General features: G+C 52.3%; 5 protein-coding genes, 1 pseudogene and 1 riboswitch. Of the genes and pseudogenes, 1 reads left to right on the top strand and 5 read right to left on the bottom strand.

Annotated features, from left to right (window positions below):
- The 3 genes from H6F43_RS12795 to H6F43_RS12785 form a co-directional block, all read right to left on the bottom strand.
- The coding region (locus H6F43_RS12795) for an FG-GAP-like repeat-containing protein (RefSeq protein WP_190343134.1) at positions 1-2,168 on the bottom strand (2,168 nt) is incomplete at its 3' end.
- Between the two features lie 90 nt (positions 2,169-2,258).
- Positions 2,259-2,480, bottom strand: a complete 222-nt coding sequence (sipA, locus tag H6F43_RS12790) for a regulatory protein SipA (protein WP_190343133.1) — start codon at positions 2,478-2,480, stop codon at positions 2,259-2,261.
- A 119-nt stretch (positions 2,481-2,599) separates the two neighbouring features.
- Positions 2,600-3,604, bottom strand: a complete 1,005-nt coding sequence (locus H6F43_RS12785) for a sirohydrochlorin chelatase (RefSeq protein ID WP_190343132.1) — start codon at positions 3,602-3,604, stop codon at positions 2,600-2,602.
- A 34-nt stretch (positions 3,605-3,638) separates the two neighbouring features.
- Positions 3,639-3,808: riboswitch (cobalamin riboswitch) on the bottom strand.
- A 91-nt stretch (positions 3,809-3,899) separates the two neighbouring features.
- On the opposite strand from H6F43_RS12785, the gene H6F43_RS12780 reads away from it, so the two are divergent.
- Positions 3,900-4,700 carry an ion transporter gene (locus H6F43_RS12780; protein WP_190343131.1) on the top strand — a complete coding sequence of 267 codons (801 nt, stop codon included), beginning with the start codon at positions 3,900-3,902 and terminating at the stop codon, positions 4,698-4,700.
- Here the strand turns inward: H6F43_RS12780 and H6F43_RS12775 are convergent.
- Together H6F43_RS12775 and H6F43_RS12770 are read right to left on the bottom strand one after the other, a co-directional pair.
- Positions 4,697-5,362, bottom strand: a complete 666-nt coding sequence (locus H6F43_RS12775; protein WP_190343130.1) for a cytochrome b N-terminal domain-containing protein — start codon at positions 5,360-5,362, stop codon at positions 4,697-4,699. The genes H6F43_RS12780 and H6F43_RS12775 overlap by 4 nt on opposite strands.
- 79 nt (positions 5,363-5,441) lie before the next feature.
- Positions 5,442-5,798: pseudogene (locus tag H6F43_RS12770) on the bottom strand (lipase); the annotation flags it as partial.

Here is a 5,798-nt window from a genome sequence, read left to right as displayed (position 1 = left end):
ACCGTGACGGATTTGTTGTCAGTCAGCCGTCCGCCTAATCCAGTGTTGCCGTTGTCGTCTACCAAGATTGAGATCGTATCAGTTCCCTGGAAAGCGGCATCGCTGCGGTAGATTAGCGTTTGTAGCGCCGCGTTCACGGTGCTGAGCGTTCCACTAAACAGCATCGAGCGATCGTCCTGACCATCTCCCTGTGAGAACCGCAGATCGGGCAAGGTCGCGGATGACAGCGACAGAACGCCATTCACGGCGTTAAGCGTGACGCTAACGGTTGCGCTGCCAACATCCGCGTCGGTGACGGTGATGCCAGAAATCGCGCTGTTAACGTTTTGATCGACCGATCTCGCGATCGGTGCCGTCAGCACGGGTGGGTCATTTACACCTGTTACCTGGATCGTAAACGTATTGCCACTAAGTACGCTGCTGCCGTCTGACACTGTGAACCGGAAGCTGTCGGTCAGCGCTTCGCTGCCGTTTTGCTGATAAACCAAGCGTCTACCGTCATCGAGATCGACCTGGGAGAAAGTACCGCCGACTCCCAGCGAAGCACCGTCGAGCAACAAACTTCCGGTGGTTGGCAGGCTGTTGACGGTGTAAACCAGTTGCTCAGCTAAGTTGTCCGCATCGGTAACACGCAACAGATCGCGGGTTAGATTCGCAGAGTTCCCTTCGTTCAGGCTTAGCGGTGCATTCGTCACTAAGACAGGCGAGTTGTTCAGCCGCAAACTCAGCCGATAAGAGCTATTTCCCTCAGCCGCGAACACACGGACGTAGTACGTCCCCGCCTCAAGGTTTCGACGAATGGATTCAGGGGTGCTGCCGCTCTGTGTCCCACTCTGAATCAATGTGCCATTACTATTAAGTAGCTGTACATCCAGGTTTGCCGCGAGTTCAGTTAGCGACAAATCCAGACTGCTAGCGACATTGAGATTGAACTGATAGTAATCTTCAGCATCTGTAACGCCTACAACGTCGCGGTACGTGCCGCTACCGACCAAACCGCTACCAATATTAAAGGCGGTGCTAAAGGTGTTTGCAGCAACGTCGATCGCAGGAGGCGCTTCGGCGCGAGTGAAGGGCGATCGGGCTTGCCAATTTAGATCAGGGACGGTGAGCGAAATCGCCGCTGCCGAATTGTAAGTGATGCCGTCCATGAACCAAATCAAATTCTCGCCAGTCCGATAGTTGCGCCAAAGGATATCGGTTTGGCGATCCTGGTTAAAGTCCCCGGTTCCTTGTATGAACCATGACAGGTCTGAGAAGCTGAGAATTATATCTCCAGACACCTGATTAACGCCGTCCAAAATCCAAACGGCATTGTCGCCCGTAGCGTAATTGCGCCACAGTAAATCAGGCTTTCCATCTCTGTTAAAGTCGGCAGCATCGTGTAGCACCCAGTTAGGGTCTCCGACTGAGTTCAGGGTGCCAAAATTGCCGTCCTCATAGGTTGTGCCATTCATGTACCAGACGACATTCGCCCCAACCGCAGAGTTGCGCCATAGAATATCGTTCTGACCATCCCCGTTAAAATCGGCGGCGGCAATCATCGTCCAATTCTGATCCGCTACGGTTGGCAGATAAATGCCCGCGATCTGGGTACTGCCATTCATCAACCAAACAGCGTTCTCTCCTGAAACACGATTTCTCCAGAGAATGTCCGACTGCCCATCCTGATTAAAGTCAGCCGCAGCAACCAAGGTCCAACTTGGATCGATCGGGGTGGGTTGAATGGCGGCTGACCCTAAAAAGGTCTCCCGGTTTAAAGACCAAACCCCATTCTCACCACTGCCGTAATGTCGCCAGAGAATATCTGGTTTCAGCGTGTTGTCGATCGACACACTGAGGCTATAAGCAGTCTCAGATGAGGTAGCAGCACTGGGTAGAATGCGGACATAATAGGTGCCCGCCTCTAAAATCGTGTTGATTGACTCAGAAAAATTTCCAGCATTTGAGGAGTTAAGCGCTGGACTGAGCGGATTGCCCGCGCGATCGAGCAGCACAACATTAGCATCCCCGGTCAATCCAGTGAGTGCAAGGTTGAAGCTACTGCGGTAGCTGACATTAAAGCGGTAATAATCGTTGGCGGTCTGGGTGACCGTATCCTGAAGGGTTTGAGCGTTCGGTGTGAGATACAGGAGTGTAGCTGTAGTGAGCGAATTCCCAGCAGGCATAAGGCTACCCAGTAATGGCACTGCTATTCTGCCCTAACCGTCTTTTTTTGATGACATTTATTTCTGAAATCGTTCTGCTTGATACAGCCTTCACATTTCCACAGCTTCTAAGTACTGACTATCTAGTAAATAGGCACCGTTCGTTAGACGCACACCCCAGTAGCCGCCCGGTCGTCGGTCTAAAATTGTGCCTTCTTCGCCCAAGTAAATGACTGTCGCAGGGCGCATCATTGGCATTGGATCAGCGGTTTTGACGTAGGGAGGAAGCGCGGCAATTCGGACGCGATCGCCCACCGAAAATTCTTTCGACATAGGTTTTAGATGAGATAGTTTATCGGTAAGGGCAAAGCATTCGGGCAGTGGCTTGTTGGGCAGCTTGGAAAGTGATCTACCGAATGCTTCACCCCTAGAAGGACAGCCTTAACACCAGGTTATGGTGCTTGCCAAATTTTTTGATGATAGCCCTCCAAGCTAGCGTAGGGGTCATCAGCAGGATGAGAATGTCCGTGCTCGTGGGAATGGCTATGACCGTGACCATGACTGTGATCATGACCTGCGGCGAGTCGAAACTTACACATCTCGCAATTCATTTGCACCTGTCCTAGCTGAGTTTCAATTTCCCGCTCTCGCAGAACCGCAAACAGCTGGGGATGTAAGCCCATTTCTGGCAAGCAGACGTGGTCGATCGATGAATACTGTTCCTGCTGTTGCGCGGTGACATCAAAAATTTTCTTGACGAGCACCCCAGTGAACAAGAAATAGGGCAATACAATGATGCGCTTAGGCTGATAAAGTCGGGCGCGACGGAACCCTTCTTCTAAGCGGGGATGGGTAATGCCAATGAAGCAGGTTTCCACGGTTTGGTAGCCGCTGCCTTCCCACAAAATTCGCGCCAGTTTAAACACGTCGCCATTGGCGTCGGGGTCGCTAGAGCCGCGTCCAACAAACAGCAAGACGGTCTCTTCTCGCCCAATACCCTGTGGATTGTGTTCCGGTTGATCGAGGTCTGCCAGTCGCGATCGCCAAAGATCGATGATTCCTGGCGTAATGCCAAAGTGTCGCCCGTAGTGAAAGGTGACGTGCGGATGGAGCTGGCGCGATCGGTCTAGCTCGTTAGTGACATCAAATTTATTGTGTCGTGCTGCAAACAGCAGCACAGGCAGCACGGACAAATCCGTATAGCCTTGAGCAACGCACTGGTCAACTCCTTCCTGAATCGTCGGTCCTGTAAGCTCTAGAAAACAGGGCAGTACTGGACGAGATGGATCAAGCGCGTGATACGCAGCGGCAAAATCGAGCAGGCTTTGGCGACCTTCCTGATCGCGGGTGCCGTGTCCAATCATTAGCAGCGGACGATGCAGCGGCAGCGGCGGTAGCGAAATCGATGGGATTGTCTGATCTGAAATGGATGAAGAACTGGAATTGGAAACAATCATCGGTAACAACTCCTTCCCCGTGCGACGCGGGAAATAGAGTGAATAAGCAGCACGTAGGTATTCTGGCTTGGAAACTAACGTGAATGGTGAGCAACTAACTCAACGCTCATCATTCATGATTTTCCTTACAGCTGCGGCACAGCGCCGGACTTACACCGGGCTTCCCCCACGCGGCGGCTGTTCACGTGTGCCCCGTCATCTTATCTCATTGGGCGTAGGATCAAAATGCGGTGGGAGGGGAGTGCGGCGGTCAGTGAGAATTCGTAATTTGTAATTCGTAGTTCAAAGTTAGTCCATGACGCGATCGACAACTCGGTTTTATTTAGAAGATATAGAGACGCCTGTAGGTCGAGCAATTACGTTATCGATTACTGGATTAGTGCTGCTGTCGTCTGCAATTTTTGTAGCAGAGACATATCCGATTCCGACAAACATTCGATCGGCACTGAACGTTATCGATACGGCTGTTTTATTAGTGTTTGCGATCGAGTACGCGCTGCGGCTGTGGTGCGCAGAGAATCGGCTGCGATACTTCTTCAGCCTTTACTCGTTGATTGATCTTCTGGCAGTAGTGCCATTTTTAATCGGCCTGTTTGACGTCAGCTTTCTTCGGATTTTCCGCTGGTTTCGGATTCTGCGTCTAATTCGATTTATCGAGGGCAAGACGATCGTCGGCTACATCACCAGCGAAGACAGCGCAATTTTTGCTCGGATTTTGCTGACGCTGTTCATCATCATTTTTGTGTTTTCAGGATTAATCTATCAAGTTGAGCATCCTACCAATGCCAGCGCCTTTAGAACGTTTCTGGATGCTGTTTACTTTTCGGTCGCAACCATGACCACTGTGGGGTTTGGAGACGTAGTCCCGCGATCGGAAATGGGACGATTTCTAACGGTGCTGATGATCCTGACTGGAATTGCCTTGATTCCCTGGCAGTTGGGCGATCTGGTCAAGCGGCTGGCAAAAACGGCAAAACAGGTCGAGGTGATTTGCTCGACCTGCCAACTCTCTCTGCACGATGCAGATGCCAGATTTTGTCGCGTCTGTGGAACTCAGCTTGATGCCAACGCTCGTGATCGGACGAAGCTGGACTAGGCAGTAACGTTGGTGCTTTGGCCTGCCGCGATCGCCACAGGCTCAGAAGATGCAGGCTCAGCCAACTGTTCAGCAGCGCGGTCAGCGGCGATCGCACGCTCTTGAAACAACAGCCCGGATAGGTGCGCGATTGCCAAACCTACGGCTCCAACGGACAGAATAAAGCTGTGCAGTGTGTACAGGTGCTCCACAGTAATGGTGCCGATCGCGCCCCCAGTCAGAATCTCTCGCAGTTGCGGTCCGATCAGCGGAATCGCCTCGATCGTGCCCAACTCAATCCGGAACCGCCAGTAGCCAAGCTGTGACCAGTCGAGAATCATCGCTGTCCAGCTTAAGCCGATCGCCGCCAGCGTAAACAGAATGCCGCTGACCCACGCCGTTAGCCAACTTGGACGCAGCCGCTCACCTAAGAACATCACCACAATTTGGATCAGGGCAACGACGATCGCCCCAGTGCCCGCGATGTTGTGAAGCGTGTGGATCAGCCAGCCGAATGCAACTTGCGTATCTACAATGACCAGCGACTCATGGGCACCGCCCGCAGCAGGTTCATAGTAGAACGCAAGCAGAATTCCGGTCACAGCGGCTGTTAGCGTTAGGGTCAGCATCGCAACAGCCAAAATTGTCGAGGCGCGGCGGAAAATAAAGGCGAAGTCTTTCATGGCGAGGTACACGAATCCTGAGCGCGTGTGTACTTTTGTAAATTCATTCTAACAAAATCTTAAGATAAGAGCAAAAGACCTAGGCTAGAAACGGCAGCCAAGCATCAATGACTCCAGGCGAACCATACCAGAGGCTACCAGCGCGGGGAGAATGCTTCGCTCCGTCCAGAGTGAGATTCTCCGCTCCCTCTAAGTGAGCAGCTTCGATCGGTGTAATCCCGTCGCCCCACGTGTTACCGTTGCCGCAAGTCAGTTTGTAGCTGCTGTACGCTAACCAGCTTCGCCAGCGATCGCCGTAGATTGCTTTGCCTGCAACACAGACGTAGCGCACATCCGAGTAGAACGCACCCGGATACGTCAAATTAACAAACTCCAGATTTTTGCGGGTCCAGCGCTCTAGGCTGGTGTGGGGCGTACCCAGCGTGATGAGGGTGTG

Source organism: Leptolyngbya sp. FACHB-36, from assembly GCF_014695955.1.
Lineage (GTDB): Bacteria > Cyanobacteriota > Cyanobacteriia > Leptolyngbyales > Leptolyngbyaceae > FACHB-36.
This window is presented reverse-complemented; position numbering and strand designations above follow the sequence as displayed.